Source organism: Pseudomonas aestuarii (assembly GCF_027988105.1).
Taxonomy (GTDB): domain Bacteria; phylum Pseudomonadota; class Gammaproteobacteria; order Pseudomonadales; family Pseudomonadaceae; genus Aquipseudomonas; species Aquipseudomonas aestuarii.
Genome location: NZ_JAQJZJ010000002.1, coordinates 60828 through 75665 on the forward strand (window position 1 = coordinate 60828; position 14838 = coordinate 75665).

At 60.1% G+C, this 14838-nt stretch carries 17 protein-coding genes and 1 tRNA gene; 12 read left to right on the plus strand and 6 right to left on the minus strand.

The window, feature by feature from the left end; genetic code table 11:
• The first annotated feature begins 1 nt into the window (after position 1).
• From trbE to PH586_RS04205, 11 genes are all read left to right on the plus strand, one after another.
• Positions 2-2431, plus strand: a complete 2430-nt coding sequence (gene trbE / locus PH586_RS04155; RefSeq protein ID WP_271346517.1) for a conjugal transfer protein TrbE — start codon at positions 2-4, stop codon at positions 2429-2431.
• The gene (gene trbJ / locus PH586_RS04160; RefSeq protein ID WP_271346518.1) at positions 2428-3162 is read left to right on the plus strand and encodes a P-type conjugative transfer protein TrbJ; all 735 of its coding nucleotides are present in this window, start codon (positions 2428-2430) and stop codon (positions 3160-3162) included. Before trbE ends, trbJ begins: the two co-directional genes overlap by 4 nt.
• A gap of 13 nt (positions 3163-3175) precedes the next feature.
• Positions 3176-3367: a hypothetical protein gene (locus tag PH586_RS04165; protein ID WP_271346519.1), complete on the plus strand. Its 192-nt coding sequence runs from the start codon at positions 3176-3178 to the stop codon at positions 3365-3367.
• Positions 3364-4542: a P-type conjugative transfer protein TrbL gene (trbL, locus tag PH586_RS04170; RefSeq protein WP_271346520.1), complete on the plus strand. Its 1179-nt coding sequence runs from the start codon at positions 3364-3366 to the stop codon at positions 4540-4542. The genes PH586_RS04165 and trbL overlap by 4 nt, the downstream gene beginning before the upstream one ends.
• 12 nt (positions 4543-4554) lie before the next feature.
• Positions 4555-5262 (plus strand): conjugal transfer protein TrbF, encoded by a 708-nt coding sequence (trbF, locus tag PH586_RS04175; protein ID WP_271346521.1) that lies wholly within the window; start codon positions 4555-4557, stop codon positions 5260-5262.
• Positions 5259-6251: a P-type conjugative transfer protein TrbG gene (gene trbG, locus PH586_RS04180; RefSeq protein WP_271346522.1), complete on the plus strand. Its 993-nt coding sequence runs from the start codon at positions 5259-5261 to the stop codon at positions 6249-6251. Before trbF ends, trbG begins: the two co-directional genes overlap by 4 nt.
• A gap of 2 nt (positions 6252-6253) precedes the next feature.
• Complete coding sequence (locus PH586_RS04185; protein WP_271346523.1) at positions 6254-7558, plus strand: TrbI/VirB10 family protein; 1305 nt, start codon at positions 6254-6256, stop codon at positions 7556-7558.
• Positions 7555-7806 carry a DUF2274 domain-containing protein gene (locus PH586_RS04190; protein ID WP_271346524.1) on the plus strand — a complete coding sequence of 84 codons (252 nt, stop codon included), beginning with the start codon at positions 7555-7557 and terminating at the stop codon, positions 7804-7806. The genes PH586_RS04185 and PH586_RS04190 overlap by 4 nt, the downstream gene beginning before the upstream one ends.
• 266 nt (positions 7807-8072) lie before the next feature.
• Entirely contained in the window at positions 8073-8795 is a 723-nt protein-coding gene (locus PH586_RS04195) for a zeta toxin family protein (protein WP_407691637.1), read from the plus strand.
• Position 8796: 1 nt separating this feature from the next.
• Positions 8797-8955 carry a hypothetical protein gene (locus PH586_RS04200; RefSeq protein WP_170862291.1) on the plus strand — a complete coding sequence of 53 codons (159 nt, stop codon included), beginning with the start codon at positions 8797-8799 and terminating at the stop codon, positions 8953-8955.
• Between the two features lie 35 nt (positions 8956-8990).
• Positions 8991-9278: a HigA family addiction module antitoxin gene (locus PH586_RS04205; RefSeq protein WP_271346525.1), complete on the plus strand. Its 288-nt coding sequence runs from the start codon at positions 8991-8993 to the stop codon at positions 9276-9278.
• A gap of 301 nt (positions 9279-9579) precedes the next feature.
• Here the strand turns inward: PH586_RS04205 and PH586_RS04210 are convergent, their stop codons facing one another.
• Together PH586_RS04210 and PH586_RS23575 are read right to left on the minus strand one after the other, a co-directional pair.
• The gene (locus tag PH586_RS04210) at positions 9580-9813 is read right to left on the minus strand and encodes an AbiEi antitoxin N-terminal domain-containing protein (protein ID WP_271347042.1); all 234 of its coding nucleotides are present in this window, start codon (positions 9811-9813) and stop codon (positions 9580-9582) included.
• A gap of 352 nt (positions 9814-10165) precedes the next feature.
• The gene (locus tag PH586_RS23575) at positions 10166-10327 is read right to left on the minus strand and encodes a hypothetical protein (protein WP_333908318.1); all 162 of its coding nucleotides are present in this window, start codon (positions 10325-10327) and stop codon (positions 10166-10168) included.
• A gap of 35 nt (positions 10328-10362) precedes the next feature.
• On the opposite strand from PH586_RS23575, the gene PH586_RS04220 reads away from it, so the two are divergent.
• Complete coding sequence (locus PH586_RS04220) at positions 10363-11562, plus strand: tyrosine-type recombinase/integrase (protein ID WP_333908319.1); 1200 nt, start codon at positions 10363-10365, stop codon at positions 11560-11562.
• A gap of 73 nt (positions 11563-11635) precedes the next feature.
• Here the strand turns inward: PH586_RS04220 and PH586_RS04225 are convergent.
• The 4 genes from PH586_RS04225 to pheT all read right to left on the minus strand — a co-directional run bounded on the left by PH586_RS04225 (position 11636) and on the right by pheT (position 14824).
• A tRNA-Pro gene (locus PH586_RS04225) sits at positions 11636-11712 on the minus strand.
• A 90-nt stretch (positions 11713-11802) separates the two neighbouring features.
• Positions 11803-12159, minus strand: coding sequence for a MerR family transcriptional regulator (locus tag PH586_RS04230; RefSeq protein WP_271346526.1), 357 nt, complete (start codon positions 12157-12159; stop codon positions 11803-11805).
• The gene (gene ihfA / locus PH586_RS04235; RefSeq protein WP_003243414.1) at positions 12140-12442 is read right to left on the minus strand and encodes an integration host factor subunit alpha; all 303 of its coding nucleotides are present in this window, start codon (positions 12440-12442) and stop codon (positions 12140-12142) included. Before ihfA ends, PH586_RS04230 begins: the two co-directional genes overlap by 20 nt.
• Before the next feature lie 3 nt (positions 12443-12445).
• Positions 12446-14824: a phenylalanine--tRNA ligase subunit beta gene (gene pheT / locus PH586_RS04240; protein ID WP_271346530.1), complete on the minus strand. Its 2379-nt coding sequence runs from the start codon at positions 14822-14824 to the stop codon at positions 12446-12448.
• Positions 14825-14838: the final 14 nt, after the last annotated feature.

Genomic DNA, 14838 nt, shown 5'->3' on the forward strand with positions numbered 1-14838 from the left:
CATGCTGAACCTAGCCGAATACCGCCACCGCCCTGCGCAACTCGCCGACTGGCTGCCCTGGGCCGGACTGGTCGCCCCTGGGGTCGTACTCAACAAAGACGGCTCGTTCCAGCGCACCCTGCGCTTTCGCGGGCCAGACCTGGACAGCGCCACTCCGGGCGAGTTGGCAGCCACTTCTGCGCGCTTGAATAACGCCCTACGTCGCCTTGGTTCGGGCTGGGCCCTGTTCATCGAGGCTGAACGCCTGACCGCTGCCGGTTACCCGGCAAGCGAGTTTCCCGAGCCGCTGTCCTGGCTGGTTGACGAAGAGCGCCGCGCCACCTTCGAGGCGCAAGGCAGCCACTTCGAGAGCGCCTATCACCTAACGCTGCTCTACTTGCCACACGAGGAATCACGCTCGCGTGCTGCGGGGTTGCTTTACGAGCACAAGACGCAGCGCGGCGTCGACTGGCGCGAGAGACTGGCCGCCTTCATGGCAGAGACGGCTCGCTTGCACGACCTGCTCGAGGGGGTGATGCCAGAAGTCGGCTGGCTCGACGATTGCCAGACGCTGACGTACCTGCACGCCACGGTGTCGACTCACAGGCAGTGCGTTGCTGTTCCTGAAGTACCCTTCCACCTGGACGCCCTACTTGCCGACTGCCCGCTGAGCACAGGCCTGGCACCCAGACTGGGCGAGCAGCACCTGCGCGTGGTCTCGGTGCGTGGTTTCCCAACCTCGACCTGGCCCGGCCTGCTGGATGACCTGAACCGACTGGGTATCGCCTATCGCTGGTCAACCCGCTTCATCTGCATGGACAAGGACGAGGCGGAAAAGGAACTGGTACGCCTACGCCGGCAGTGGTTCGCCAAGCGCAAGGGTGTCCTGGCCCTGCTGCGCGAGACCCTGTTTCAGCAGGAAAGCCCGCTGGTCGACAGCGACGCCTCGAACAAGGCCAGCGACGCCGATGCGGCCCTGCAGGAACTCGGAGCCGATCAGATCGCCTTCGGGTACATAACCGTGACCGTTACGGTGAGCGACACCGACGCTCTGGTAGCCGACGAGAAGCTTCGTCTCATCGAGCGGGTGATTCAGGGCCGAGGCTTCGTCACCATCGCTGAAAGTCTCAATGCGGTGGAAGCCTGGCTGTCGTCCATTCCGGGCAACGCCTACGCCAACGTGCGCCAGCCGATCATCTCCTCACTCAACCTGGCGCACCTGATGCCGTTGTCGGCGGTGTGGGCCGGCCCTGCGCGCAACGCCCACCTCGACGGCCCGCCGCTGGTGGTGACCCGTACCGATGGGGCTACGCCTTTCCGCCTGGTCACCCACGTCGGCGACGTCGGCCACACTCTGGTGGTGGGGCCGACCGGCATGGGCAAGTCGGTATTGCTGGCAACCCTGGCCATGCAGTTCCGCCGCTACCCCGGCTCACGCCTGTTTCTCTTCGACATGGGTCGTTCGCTGCGCGCGACGGTGCTGGGCCTGGGTGGCGAGCACTACGACCTGGGCGGTGATGGCGACCTGGCCTTCCAGCCCTTGGCGCGCATCGATCAGGACAGCTATCGCCCCTGGGCCGCCGAGTGGCTTGAAGGCCGCGTGCTGCATGAGGGCGTTGCCGTCGGCCCGGACCAAAAAGCAGCCATCTGGACGGCCCTCACTAGCCTGGCCGGTGCGCCTGAGGCGCAGCGCACGCTGACAGGGCTGTGCATGCTGCTGCAGGACAACGCCTTGCGTCAGGCCCTGCAACCTTATGTGCTGGGCGGTGCTCACGGCAGGCTGCTGGACGCAGACACGGATCGTCTGGGTGCAGCCGACGTGCAGTGCTTCGAGATGGAAGAATTGATGCACAGCAAGGCGGCAGTAGCGGCCGTACTCAGCTACCTGTTCGCCCGCTTCGAGGCGCGCTTCGACGGGGCTCCTGCCCTGCTGATCCTCGACGAAGCCTGGCTGTTTCTCGACGACCCGCTTTTTGCGGCGCGCATACGTCAGTGGCTCAAGACCCTGCGCAAGAAGAATGTCTCGGTGATCTTTGCCACCCAATCGCTCGCCGATATCCAGAACTCCAGTATCGCCGCCGCGATTATCGAGAGTTGCGCGAGTCGCATCTTCCTGCCCAACCCTCAGGCCAGTGAGCCGCAAATACGCGGCATCTACCACGGCTTCGGGCTCAACAACCGGCAGATCGAGATCATCGCCCAAGCCACACCCAAGCGTGATTACTACTACCAATCGCGCCTGGGCAACCGGCTATTCGACCTCGACCTGGGGCCGGTGGCGCTGGCATTCACAGGAGCTGCAAGCCCAGCCGAGCAGCGCGAAATCAGCCAGATCCTGCAGGGCTCTGATGCCGCGGGCTTCGCGCCCGCCTGGCTACGCCACCGTGGGCTTGGCTGGGCCGCCGACCTGCTCACCTCCCATACCTCGCAACTCAAGGAGCAACTGCCATGACGCCTCGCGCCCGCCTTACGCCAATCGCCGCCTTATTGACCCTAGGTTTGCTGGGATTCCAGCCGGCGAGCGCAATGACCGTCATCGACCCGACCAACCTGGTGCAGAACATGCTGACGGCGGTGCGCACCCTGGAGGTGATCAACAACCAGGCCAGCCAACTGCAGAACGAAACACAGATGTTGCTGTACCAGGCCCGCAACCTGGAAACCCTGGACGTCAACGTGCTCAATCGCTTACGCACGACCCTGGCCAGCACCGAGCGATTGCTGGCCGAGGCTCAAGGTTTGGCATTTGACGTACAGCGTCTGGACCAGGAGTTTACCCGTCTGTATCCGGCCGAATACACCAGCTCCGTCAGTGACGAGCGCATGGCACAGGACACGCGCGCACGTTGGAAGCAGGGGCTTGATGGCCTGCAGACCGCCATGCGCATGCAAGCCCAGGTGGCGCAGAACCTGGCCCAGGACGAGAGCGTGCTGGCCGACCTGGTCGACCGAAGTCAGTCGGCCAGCGGCGCACTGCAGGCCAGCCAGGCCACCAACCAACTGCTGGCCCTGCAGGCCAAGCAGTCGATCCAGGCGCAGCAGTTGCAGATCACCCAGAACCGCGCCATCGCCCTAGAGCTGGCGCGCCAGGCCGCAGCGGCAGAGGAAGCCCGCGAACTGCGGCGGCGCTTTATGGGCAGCGGTACGCCCTACACCCCCTATCCCGTGCAGTTTTACCGGTAGAGGGGTGGGCGCGATGAAAGCTCCATTGCTGATACCGGTTCTGCTCGTACTGGCTGCCTGTGGCCGTGGCGGCGCACCCGATGAAGCCAGGCAGCACGCGCCCCGGCATCAGCGCTTTTATTCCGGCTGCGCTCTACCGGGTGAGTTCCAGACGCCCGAAAGCCTGCCAGCCATCCCCGCAAGTTTCGAGGAGGACGTGCAGTGAACGATGTCAGCGTGATCGATCATTTCCTCGATGTGTTCTCGCGCTACATCGACTCGGGTTTCGGCCTGCTCGGCGGCGAGGTGGCTTTTCTCACCCTCACTCTGGTGGTGATCGACATGACCCTGGCCGGCCTGTTCTGGGCCATGGGTGGAGAGGACGTTACCAGCAAGCTGATCAAGAAGACCCTCTATGTCGGAGCCTTCGCTTTTATCATCAGCAACTTCAATACCCTGGCCGGGATCATCTTCCGCTCCTTCGCCGGATTGGGCCTGCTTGCCTCAGGATCCGCGCTGACCCAAGCCGAGTTTCTGCAGCCCGGACGGTTGGCGTCCATCGGCATCGAAGCTGGCCGACCAATGCTGGAGCAAATCAGCAACCTCAGCGACTTCCCCAAAGTCTTCGGCAACCTTGACACCATCGTTGTCCTGCTCCTGGCCTGGACTGTGGTGGTGATCAGCTTCTTTATCCTGGCCATCCAGTTATTCGTCACGCTAATCGAGTTCAAGTTGACCACCCTCGCCGGCTTCGTCCTGGTGCCCTTCGCGCTTTGGAACAAGACCGCCTTTCTCGCTGAGAAGGTGCTGGGCAACGTGGTTTCCTCGGGCATCAAGGTACTGGTGCTGGCGGTGATAGTAGGCATCGGCTCCGGTCTGTTTGCCGAGTTCCAGGCGTTGACGGACAAGCCCTCAATCGATCACGCGCTAGTAGTCATGCTCGCCGCCCTGGCACTGCTGGGCCTAGGTATTTTCGGCCCGGGTATCGCCACCGGCCTGGTCTCCGGTGCACCGCAACTCGGTGCCGGAGCAGCCGCTGGCACTGCCCTTGGCGCTGCAGGGATGGCGGCTGGAGCCGCGGCGCTTGCCACAGGCGTCGGCGGCGCCGTGATGGCCGGCGCACGTATGGCTCCGGGCGCAGCGCGCCTGGCCATGGGCGGTGCACAAACGGCGAACACCGCCTTGCCCCAGGGGAGCCAGCCCGCAGGAGCAACAGTAGGCAGCGCTTCCGCCGCGAGCACCACGTCAGGAACGCCCGCCAAGCAACCTGATTGGGCCAAACGCCTGCAGCGCAAGCAACAACTCACCCATGCCGCCACCACCGTTGCCCACACCCTGCGTGGTGGTGATGGCGGCGGCTCAGCCCCTGAACCACAGGTGCGCGACCCGTCGAATTCGTGAAGGAGAACGAGCATGCGATTCAAACGCCCACAGGTGCGTTACAGCGACACCCCGCTACCTGCAACGCCTTACCAGGCAGCAGCGCAGGTCTGGGACCAACGCATGGGCACGAGCCTGGCGCAAGCGAAGAACTGGCGTTTGATGGCCTTCGGCTGCCTGAGCCTGGCCTTGCTGATGGCTGGTGGTCTGGTCTGGCGTTCGGCCCAGTCGATGGTCACGCCCTATGTGGTGGAGGTCGACAGTGCCGGCCAGGTGCGGGCCGTTGGCGAGGCGGCCAGCCCTTACCAACCCAACGATGCGCAGATGGCTCACCACCTGGCGCGCTTTATCAGTCTGGTGCGCTCGCTATCTATCGACCCGGTGGTGGTGCGGCAGAACTGGCTGGAGGCTTACCACTACACCACCGACCGGGGCGCTGCGACGCTCAACGATTACGCCCGCGCCAACGATCCCTTCACCCGGGTCGGCAAGGAGTCGGTGACAGTCGAATTGAGCAGTGTCGTGCGTGCCAGTGACAACTCGTTCCAGGTGCGCTGGAACGAGCGCCGCTATGTGAATGGTTCGTCTGCTGGCCTGGAACGCTGGACCGCGGTGATATCGATCGTGCTGCAGCCTCCGCGTAGCGAGGAAAAGCTGCGCCGCAACCCCCTGGGCATCTACGTCAACGGCCTGTCGTGGAGCCGTGAACTGGACACTACGCAAGGAGCCAAGAACCCATGAAAACCTCCGCATACCTTTGCGCCTGCCCTCTCCTGCTGGCCATGCTGGCCGGCTGCGCCAGCCAGGGTAAACCGCCGCCTACCATTGCCCTGGACGAGCCGGTGGAAGCCCAGCGCCTGCCGGAACCACCCAAACCCATCGAGGTGGTGGCAGTACCGCAGCCACTGGCCTTACCGGCGCAGCTGAAACCGCTTCCAGATACCAGGCCGACCACCCCTGCCAAGGAGCCAGCCGATGAGCAGGTGCGTGTCTCACGTGCCAACCGGGACGCGCGCATTGCGCCAACCCAGGAGGGCTATATCAACGCCATTCAGGTGTGGCCGTTTTCCGATGGCGCGCTGTATCAGGTGTACACCAGTCCAGGCCGCGTGACCGTGATCAACCTGCAGGTCGGCGAGGATCTGGTCACCGTGGCCGCAGGCGACACCGTGCGCTGGATCGTTGGCGACACCTCCAGCGGCAGTGGTGATGAGCTTCGCATCAGTGTGCTGGTCAAACCCACACGCTCCGACCTCAAGACCAACCTGGTCATCACCACGACGCGGCGCACCTACCTGATCGAGTTGACGTCCACCGAGCAGGCCTGGATGGCCTCGGTGTCCTGGGATTACCCCAAAGATCGCATGCTCGCACTGCAGCGTCGGGCCAACGCTGCTCAGGCGGCAGCACCTGTCGATGTTGACCTATCGCTGGATCGGGTGCGCTTCCGCTATGCGATCAATGGCAGCAATCCGCCATGGCAGCCGCTGCGCGCGTTCGACGACGGTCAGAAGGTGTATATCCAGTTTCCTGCGGGCATCGCCCAAGGCGAACTGCCGCCGCTGTTCGTCATCGGCCCGGAGGGCGACGGCCAGTTAGTCAACTACCGCTTCCGCTCGCCCTATTACATCGTGGACCGGCTGTTCGGTGCCGCCGAGTTGCGCCTCGGTGCAGACCAGGGCGACGTGGTGCGGATCGAGCGCACCGATGGTGTAGCACGGAGGCCCTGAGCATGAGCGCTGTCGATAACGTTCAAGACACCCAGCCAGCAGAGCTACCGCCCAAGGTGGCCCCGGAAAGTCTCGAACTGCGTGCGCAGCCGCGCCCGGTCACCCGTCTCAATCCGCGGATGCTAGCCGTCCTCGCAGGTGGACTGGCCACGGCAGTGCTCGGCGCCATGCTCTGGTCACTGCAGCCACCACAGCGTCGGCAAGGTTCCGAGCAAGCCGAGCTGTACAACGTCGACCGCGTAGCCCGTTCTGAGGGGCTGGAGCAGTTACCCGCCGACTACTCGCAGCTGCCGTCACCCTCGGCACCCGCAGTACCGCAACTGGGGCCACCCCTGCCCGGCGATCTGGGTGGCCCCATCCTCAGGGCCGAGCAGCAGACCCAAGGCTATGACTACCGCCATGCTGGCCCTGACCCGGTTGAGGCCGAGCGCCTGGCCAGGCTCAAGGAAGCCGAAGAAGCAGCGCTGTCCTCCGTATTTTTCCGCTCGGGTGGCGGGCGGACAGCAGGTGCGGGTACCCCGACCGAAAGCCGGCCGGTACATTCGCAACTGGCCGGATTCGACCCCATGGCGGCCGGGCCCGCCTCGACTGCCGCACTACCTGCAAGCGCCGGATCAACGCAGAACCGGCAGGAGCAGAAAGAGGCGTTTCTCAGTAAATCCGTATCCCCACAAATCCGTAATTCCGGATTTGTGCAAATGCCCGACTCGCCCTACCAGGTCATGGCCGGCACGGTGCTCGCTGCTGCCCTGGTAACAGGTATCAAGTCAGACCTACCGGGCGATGTAATCGCCACGGTGACCGAATCGGTCTACGACAGCGCCACCGGCCAACATGTGCTGATCCCTCAGGGTTCGCGTCTGCTGGGCCGCTACAACAGCCAGGTGAGCTACGGCCAGAGTCGCGTACAGGTGGTGTGGCAGCGGGTGATCCTACCGGACACCTCGTCCTTCCAACTCGACAACCTGGTTAGCAGCGACACCGCCGGCTATGCCGGTCTGGAGGATGGCGTTGACTGGCACTGGGATCGGATCGTCGCCGGCGCGGCCATGACCAGCCTGCTGGGTATTGGTGCCGAACTGGCGGCTCCTGCCAACCGCACCGACGGCGACCGAATCATCATCGCCGGGCGCGACAGCCTGCAGGACACGGTGAACCAGGTCGGCCAGGAGGTCACCCGGCGCAATCTCGATATCCAGCCCACGCTGACCCAGCGCCCAGGGTTGCCACTGCGCGTGATCGTCAACCGCGACCTGGTGTTACGTCCCTATCAGCCCTTGTTTATCCAGCAGAGGAACCCGCAATGAACACGAACAAGCTGCGTCTCGGCCCCTTGCCGAAGACCGAGAACCTGAAAGTGACGTTCACCTGTCCGGCCGGCCTGAAGGCCGACCTTGAACGCTATGCGGCAGTGCACTCACAAGCGTATGGAGAAGAGGTTGATGCCCTGACGCTCATCCCGCACATGCTGGAAGCGTTTATGGCGAGAGATCGGGTGTTCAGAAGAGCCGCCACGGCTGAGGACATAGACAACGTGCCACTCGACCACCAGTAGGACGTCAAAACCATTCGGGGTCGGCATGCACAGTCATACGTGAATATCTGGGATCTGCAACTAATGAAACCGTAGGAGTGGGCCGGGCTGCCCTGGGGGTTTGCCGCTGATTGCCTGGATGCCATCCAGGGGCCGCCATTGCCTGAGTTGCGCCAGGTTTATCTGCTGCAAAACGTGCCCCGCGCCCCGCATAATGCTGCCCATGTAAACTCTGCCTTCTCGCCGGAAAGGAATCGACGAATCCCATGTTTGACACCAGGATGAGCATGACGGATCAGGAAAAGCAGCTGGAGGCCGAGGCCCTGGCGTTTGCTAAGGCAAACAAAAAAGCCATCGCCAAGCGCCTGACCGATCCGACCATTTTCCTGCCGGAAGATGACCCGGTTTCGGTGTTTATGGCCGGCTCGCCGGGCGCAGGCAAGACAGAAACCTCCATTGAGCTACTAGAGCTGTACCAGCAGAATGGCAACCGGGTGCTGCGGATTGACCCGGATGAACTACGCAACGAGCTGCCTGGCTATACCGGCGACAACTCCTGGCTGTTCCAGCGTGCGATTTCCATCCTCGTGGAAAAGATTCACGACCTGGCGCTGAAACAGAAGCAGAGCTTTTTGCTCGATGGCACCTTGTCGAACTATGAGGTGGCGGAAAAAAATCTGCAGCGTTCCCTGGATAAACTGCGTTTTGTACAGATACTGTATGTGTATCAGGAGCCGCAGTTCGCGTGGGATTTTGTCCGCGCTCGCGAGGCGGCTGAAGGGCGGCGTATCCGGCCTGAGCATTTCATCCAGCAGTACTTTGCCGCCCGTGACGTAGTCAACCGCTTGAAGCGGCAGTTCGGCAAGGCTATCCGGGTCGATCTGCTACAGAAGGACAATGACGGATCACACCGTTCATACCATGCGAACATCGACCAAATTGACAACTATGTGGCCGAAAAATATGATCGTGCGTCCCTAGAGCGGATGCTCAACTTGAGCGAGGCCTAAAATGTTCGGTATCACCAAAGCAAAGACTGTCCCCTCCACCCCCTTTGCTGATTTCATTCGTAACGCCTCTTCTGGCGAGAAGAAGCGTGTGTATGAGCGCGTGCTGAAAAAAGCCACCGAGCGTCAAAATCGCGTGTTGGCAGAGGCTGCCAGCAAGTAACTCAGCGTCTTTCTGACTTCTATCCCCCATTATTAATGGTCATATTCAACCCGCCACATCCCGGCGAAACGCTGCTCGAATACGTGATACCCGAACTGGGCATCAGCATTGCCGAACTGGCCCGTCGCCTTGGTTTTGCACGTGAATCCTTGTCCCTCGTCCTGCACGGCCAGGCACCGATCAGCCCAGACCTGGCCGTTCGCCTGGAACGGGCCGGCGTTGGCAGAGCACGCACCTGGCTGGACGTACAAACCGATTATGACCTGTGGCAAGCAAGACATCGCGAGCAACCCCATATCGAGCGCTTTGCCGCCATCGCTTAATGGCTAACCGCCAAAATACGGAGCAAGGCGGTGAAACGCTGGCGCAACACATGGTCTCTGGGCTGCCAACGCCCTCGGATTCACCCACGGCCCGATCTACCGCGGTCGACACCAGACGTTCGGAAGATGCCGACCTATGAAATTAAGAAAAAACCAATACAAACGCCTGAAATAAAGGTTTTCTTGCCTCAGTTAAGAAAAACTGAGGCTCAGAGTCTGTTGGCGCTGATAGACTTATCCACAGTTGCTGGTAACGAGATCAGCAATCCGCCCTGGGTCAAATTTCAATCGGCAGGGTGGGTCAATTTTCCATCAGCGCCAACAGCCCGTCGCCGTCTTGCAGCGCCCGCACAACCCCAGCCCATGTCAGGCGTCCACCTCGTCGTTGGTAAACACCGCGCGCAGGTGAATCCAGCCAACCGCTGGCGATATATCGCGACACGAGGCTGCTGCTATAGCCATGAGCCTTCAGCCAGCCACTGGATACCAGTCCTCTGTCGCTTAGGCCCGCAAGCAAGGATTTTAATTTTCTGATTTTTGCTCACTCATGGTGAGTAAATTACACAGAACATAAACCACTGACAAGAAACTGGTTTAGATAAATAAAAAAATAGAAACTATTAGTGAGTAATTTAACAAATTTATAAACTTTTTAATCAAATACGCTCCCGACGGTGATTGGCCAAGTTGCGGCCAAGCCTGTTGTATCAAACCCTCCATGGCCCTCTCCACTGCCTTGTTTGCCCAATGGGTAGCAGCCAGCATCTGCAGCATGGATCTGGGCAACAAGGAGGAAGACCGTCATGCCAGCAACAATAGAGCAACGCCTTGCCCGCTTGAACTCTTGTGCGCCCCGAATCCTTCGAGCGAATGCAGCGCCGACCTACCTAGGCATGTGCCGCACTGAGTTCAACAAAACCGTTCGCCCCTACGTCCGGGAATTCCGTATTGGAGTGCAGGGGATCGGATTTGATCGAGAGGAACTGGACGCCTGGGCCGACGCCTATATCGACCTGGCCATCATTGAAAAGGAAGGTGCCAAGGGACATGATCACTCCCGCAGCGAGCGCCAAGGAGAACAACCATGGCGCGAAAAACCATTAGCGGCCTCTACCAAAGGAACGGGATCTGGCACATCGACAAGGTCTTCAGAGGTCAGCGAATTCAGGAAAGCACTGGATCAAGCGACAGGAAGGAGGCGGAGCAATACCTGATACACAAGCTGGAAAAGCTGCGTGAACAGCGGATTTACGGCGTACGCAGAATCAGGACCTGGCGGGAAGCGGCAACTCGTTACCTGGTGGAGTACACGGATCAGCCCTCTATTAGTCTGACTGCCATCCACTTGAGGCAGTTGGACCCATATATTGGGGATATCCCTCTGACTCATATCGATGATGAGACGCTATCTCCGTTCATCAAAGATCGGCTAAAGACCAGCAAAACGTCATGCGGCAAGGTAAAGCCCGGGGTTTCCTACAGGACGGTGAACATCGCCCTAGAGCGGGTTATACGTATTCTCAATCTTTGCGCCAGGAAATGGCGTGATGAGCAGAAACGTCCTTGGCTCGACGTAGTGCCAATGATCACTAAGCTGGAAGCGAAGAAAACGAGTCGTTCCCCCTACCCGATGTCTTGGGAGGAACAATCCATTCTTTTCTCCGAGCTACCCGATCACTTGCGCCGCATGGCCCTGTACAAGGTCAACAGCGGCTCTCGTGAGCAGGAAGTCGTAAAGCTTCGCTGGGACTGGGAGATACCGGTACCAGAGCTCAAGACCAGCGTGTTTCTCATACCTGCTGATTTCGGTGGGAGGCATGAGAACTCTGGGGTCAAGAATGGTGACGAACGACTGGTGGTGCTTAACAACGTGGCGAGATCTGTCATTGAAGGGCAACGAGGGCTGGACCCTGTATGGGTATTCCCTTACGGAAAGCCAGACGACGATGGCACGTCAAATCCAGTTCATCGGATGAACGATTCGGCATGGAAGAAAGCCAGAGTGCGAGCGGCAAAGAGATTTCAGGAGCAGTTTCTGCGCCCTGCTCTAGCTGGTTTTGCCTCGATACGTGTCCACGATCTGAAGCACACCTTCGGTCGAAGGCTCCGGGCAGCCGGAGTGACTGAGGAGGACAGGAAGGCTCTTCTAGGCCACAGGAACGGCAGCATCACCAGTCACTATTCGGCCGCGGAACTGGGCAAGCTGATTGATGAAGCCAACAAGATTTCGGCTACCGACTCTCGAGGGCCGGCGCTGACAATATTGAGGAGGATGGCAGGATGAAAAAAGTCCCGCAAAAGTCCCTGACACAAAAAAGCCCGATTCTTGAGAAACCGGGCTAAGTCGTTGAAAAATATGGTCGGGACGGAGTGATTCGAACACTCGACCCCTAGCACCCCATGCTAGTGCGCTACCGGACTGCGCTACGCCCCGACTAGGCGTGAAACTATTTTCGAACATCCGAAAACGACGAAAACTATACTATAAGCTTCTGAAATATGGAAACTTTTTTGAATAGCTACGCTATTTTTTAAGCACATGCAGGACATCTTCCAGCTCAGCAATTGTTTGCCTCATGAGCTGCTTGTACTGCGTGGTGTCATCTTTGGCCTCATCACCAGAAAGGCGCTGACGAGCCCCGCCGATGGTAAAACCTTGCTCATATAGCAATGCGCGAATTTGACGAATCATCAGCACATCCTGGCGCTGATAATATCGCCGATTACCGCGACGCTTGACTGGGTTGAGCTGGGGAAACTCCTGCTCCCAATACCGCAATACGTGCGGTTTGACTGCGCAGAGCTCGCTTACCTCGCCGATCGTGAAATACCGCTTGCCTGGTATGGCGGGTAATTCGTCGTTATGACTTGGTTCCAGCATACGCTTCAACCCTGGCTTTTAGTTTCTGGCCTGGACGGAAAGTCACCACACGGCGCGCCGTGATTGGGATTTCCTCTCCCGTTTTTGGATTACGACCGGGGCGCTGACGCTTATCGCGCAGATCAAAGTTGCCGAAACCCGAGAGCTTGACCTGTTCGTTGAGCTCCAGCGCTTGGCGGATCTCTTCGAAGAACAGTTCGACCAATTCCTTGGCTTCCCGTTTATTCAGGCCCAGCTCTTCATACAGACGTTCCGCCATTTCAGCTTTCGTCAGAGCCCCCATACGCTACTTCCTTAACGTGGCGTTAAACCTTTGTTCCAGGGAGGTAAGGACATTTTGTGCCGCAGTGCTCACCTCATCGTCATTAAGAGTGCGCGATGGATGCTGCCAGGTCAAGCCGACGGCAAGGCTTTTTCTATGCGGATCAATACCTTTACCGTGATATACGTCAAATAGCTTGAGGTCAGTCAACCATTCGCCCGCAGCCTCACGAATGACCGCGAGCAAAGTTGCAGCCGGGACATCACGATCCACCAGCACGGCCAAGTCGCGGCGTACCTCAGGATAGCGCGACAGCTCCTGAAACTTCGGCATACGGCCTTGAGCGATTTCCGCCAACACCACCTCGAACATATACACCGGCTGATCAAACCCCAGCGACTTGCCCAGCTCAGGATGCATGGCACCCAAGAAGCCGACCAATCGACCATCACGCTCGATACGCGCGGTTTGCCCTGGATGCAAGGCCGCATGCTCGGCGGGAGCGAAACTGAAGCTGTCACCCGCGCCAGCACTGGCCAACAGAGCCTCAACATCGGCCTTCACATCATAGAAGTCGACATTTTCGCGGCCATGGGCCCAGCTTTCCGAGAGCCGGCTACCGCAAATCACCCCAGCGAGCATCGGCTCCTGCTTGAGCGCATCCAACTGACCAACAAAGCGCAAGCCGCTTTCAAACAGACGCACGCGTGACTGTTGACGATTGAGGTTATGCTCCAGCGCCTTGACCAAGCCAGGCCATAGCGATGAGCGCATAGCAGCCATGTCGGCCGATATCGGGTTGGCCAACATCAGCGGCTCAACACCAGGGTGAAACAACTCGAACAGCTTGGGATCGATAAAGCTGTAGGTGATGGCTTCCTGGTAACCGCGCGCCACCAGCAAACGACGCAGCGCCGGCAACTCGACAGCCGCCTCGGCCTGCGGCTGCGGCGCCAGGCGCGCTTGCGGATAACGCACCGGCAAACGGTTGTAGCCGTACAGGCGCGCCAGCTCTTCAATCAGATCGACCTCGATGCTGATATCGAAGCGGTGACTGGGAACTGTCACTTGCCACTGCCCCTCACCACTAGCAGTGACACCCAGGCCCAGCGCTACCAGCAAACGAACGATCTCTGCATCATCCATTTTCAATCCGAGCATTTGCTCGATACGTTCAGCGCGCAGGGTAACCGGGGCAATGCTCGGCAGTTGTTGCTGATCAACGACCTCAATGATCGGACCAGCCTCACCACCAACAATTTCCAGCAACAATCCAGTAGCCCGCTCCATGGCTTCACGCGCGAGCTGCCAATCCACGCCACGCTCGAAACGGTGCGAAGAGTCGGTGTGCAGGCCATAGGAACGTGCCTTGCCGGCAATCGCTATGGTGTCGAAAAAGGCGCTTTCCAGGAACAGGTCGCACGTTTTTGCGCTCACGCCGCTATGCTCCCCCCCCATCACGCCGGCAATCGCCAGTGCACGATTGTGATCGGCGATGACCAGGGTATCGGCACGCAGACTGACTTCTTGGCCGTCGAGCAGCACCAGCTTCTCGCCCTCCTCGGCCATGCGCACACGGATACCACCATTGATCTCGGCGAGGTCGAAGGCATGCATCGGCTGCCCCAGCTCAAGCATGACGTAGTTGGTGATATCCACCGCAGCATCGATGCTGCGCACATCAGCGCGGCGCAGACGTTCGACCATCCACAGCGGCGATGGCTTGGACAGATCGACGTTACGCACCACACGCCCGAGGTAACGCGGGCAGGCTTGCGCCGCCAACACCTCGACCGGGCGCACCTCATCATGACTCGGCGCAACCGCAGCAATCTGCGGGCGCGTAACAGGCGCGTCGTACAAGGCACCGACTTCACGGGCCAGGCCTACCAAGGACAGACAGTCGCCGCGGTTCGGCGTCAGGTCGACCTCGATGCTGGCATCGTTTAGCTCGAGATAAGCACGAATATCCTGACCCACCGGCGCGTCGCTCGGCAGCTCCATCAGGCCATCGTTTTCTTCACTGATCTGCAACTCGGAAGCCGAGCAGAGCATGCCGTTGGACTCGACGCCGCGCAGCTTGGCCTTCTTGATCTTGAAGTCGCCCGGCAGCTCGGCACCAATCATGGCAAAGGGAATCTTCAGGCCGGGGCGCACGTTAGGCGCGCCACACACCACCTGAAAGGTCTCCACGCCATTACTGACCTGGCATACCCGCAGCTTGTCAGCATCCGGATGCTGCTCAGCGCTGAGCACCTCACCCACCACCACGCCGCTGAATACCCCGGCAGCCGGGGTCACGCTATCTACTTCGAGGCCCGCCATGGACAGGCGCGCCACCAGCTCGTCACGGGAAACCTGCGGGCTTACCCAGCTACGCAGCCACTGTTCACTGAATTTCATCCTGCTCTCCTAAA

What these genes read in the sequence shown, in the direction of transcription:
- trbE (WP_271346517.1), top strand. Translation starts at nt 2, where the DNA reads ATGCTGAACCTAGCCGAATACCGCCACCGCCCTGCGCAACTCGCCGAC.
- trbJ (WP_271346518.1), top strand. Translation starts at nt 2,428, where the DNA reads ATGACGCCTCGCGCCCGCCTTACGCCAATCGCCGCCTTATTGACCCTA.
- PH586_RS04165 (WP_271346519.1), top strand. Translation starts at nt 3,176, where the DNA reads ATGAAAGCTCCATTGCTGATACCGGTTCTGCTCGTACTGGCTGCCTGT.
- trbF (WP_271346521.1), top strand. Translation starts at nt 4,555, where the DNA reads ATGCGATTCAAACGCCCACAGGTGCGTTACAGCGACACCCCGCTACCT.
- trbG (WP_271346522.1), top strand. Translation starts at nt 5,259, where the DNA reads ATGAAAACCTCCGCATACCTTTGCGCCTGCCCTCTCCTGCTGGCCATG.
- PH586_RS04185 (WP_271346523.1), top strand. Translation starts at nt 6,254, where the DNA reads ATGAGCGCTGTCGATAACGTTCAAGACACCCAGCCAGCAGAGCTACCG.
- PH586_RS04190 (WP_271346524.1), top strand. Translation starts at nt 7,555, where the DNA reads ATGAACACGAACAAGCTGCGTCTCGGCCCCTTGCCGAAGACCGAGAAC.
- PH586_RS04195 (WP_407691637.1), top strand. Translation starts at nt 8,073, where the DNA reads ATGACGGATCAGGAAAAGCAGCTGGAGGCCGAGGCCCTGGCGTTTGCT.
- PH586_RS04200 (WP_170862291.1), top strand. Translation starts at nt 8,797, where the DNA reads ATGTTCGGTATCACCAAAGCAAAGACTGTCCCCTCCACCCCCTTTGCT.
- PH586_RS04205 (WP_271346525.1), top strand. Translation starts at nt 8,991, where the DNA reads ATGGTCATATTCAACCCGCCACATCCCGGCGAAACGCTGCTCGAATAC.
- PH586_RS23575 (WP_333908318.1), bottom strand. Translation starts at nt 10,327, where the DNA reads ATGTCCCTTGGCACCTTCCTTTTCAATGATGGCCAGGTCGATATAGGC.
- PH586_RS04220 (WP_333908319.1), top strand. Translation starts at nt 10,363, where the DNA reads ATGGCGCGAAAAACCATTAGCGGCCTCTACCAAAGGAACGGGATCTGG.
- PH586_RS04230 (WP_271346526.1), bottom strand. Translation starts at nt 12,159, where the DNA reads ATGCTGGAACCAAGTCATAACGACGAATTACCCGCCATACCAGGCAAG.
- ihfA (WP_003243414.1), bottom strand. Translation starts at nt 12,442, where the DNA reads ATGGGGGCTCTGACGAAAGCTGAAATGGCGGAACGTCTGTATGAAGAG.
- pheT (WP_271346530.1), bottom strand. Translation starts at nt 14,824, where the DNA reads ATGAAATTCAGTGAACAGTGGCTGCGTAGCTGGGTAAGCCCGCAGGTT.